The 857-nt window shown below is 58.8% G+C and carries 1 protein-coding gene and 1 pseudogene; both read left to right on the forward strand.

The annotated features are described in order from the left end of the window. Window positions 1-236, forward strand: a pseudogene (locus A3754_RS02515) (calcium/sodium antiporter); the annotation flags it as partial. Between the two features lie 79 nt (window positions 237-315). Next, the coding region (locus tag A3754_RS02520; RefSeq protein WP_156496705.1) for an AI-2E family transporter at window positions 316-857 on the forward strand (542 nt) is incomplete at its 3' end.

The raw sequence follows: 857 nt of genomic DNA on the forward strand, positions 1-857 counted from the left end.
TCAATACCCTGGCGGTGGTCGGTATCGCCGGTGCCATCAAGCCCATGTCGGTGGATCCTGCGGTATTGCAGCGGGACTGGTCCCTGATGATGGGGCTGACGCTGGTGCTGTTCGTTATGGGCTTCGGCGTGTTGGGCCGCAAGGGGCAGATTACCCGGACTAACGGTATCGCCTTGCTGGTGGTCTATGTGGCGTACATGGGGTATCTGGGCTCCACCATGCTGACGGGCGGTTGATCCCCCGTTAGCGCATATGGCGGGTCATTGATTCTATTGGCATGACACCTAATCACGTGACACAGGGAAGCGGCAGGGTATGCGGGACACGGGAATATCGGAAAAACTGGAACAGCGCGCGTTCCTGTGGGCGCTGGTGGCGGTCAGTGCCGTTTTTGCCCTGCTGATTCAGCCTTTTTTCGCGCCCATTTTCTGGGCCTGTGCCATCAGTGTGGTTTTCTATCCCTTCCATAAACGGCTGCTGGCCCGCTGGCCGCAACGGCGCAACCTGGTGGCGTTGTTCACCTTGCTGCTGTGCGTGGTGTTAGTCGTGATCCCGGTGCTGGCCGTGGCCACGTCGTTCGTATCCGAAGGCGTCGGCCTGTTCCAGAAGGTGCAAAGTGGTGAGATCGATCTGGCCAGCTATGTGGACAAGATCAAGCATGCCTTCCCGGGCCTGCAGTCGCTGGCCGAGCGCTTTGATATAGACCTGGAGAAAATAAAGGAACAGGCGGTCAAGGCGTTCACCGGGGCGGGCCAGTTCCTCGCCAAGCGGGCGCTGGCTGTGGGGCAGAATACGTTCCAGTTTTTCCTCAATCTGGGCCTGATGTTGTACCTGGCGTTTTTCCTGATTCGCGATGG

This window comes from Alcanivorax sp. HI0083 (genome assembly GCF_001635175.1).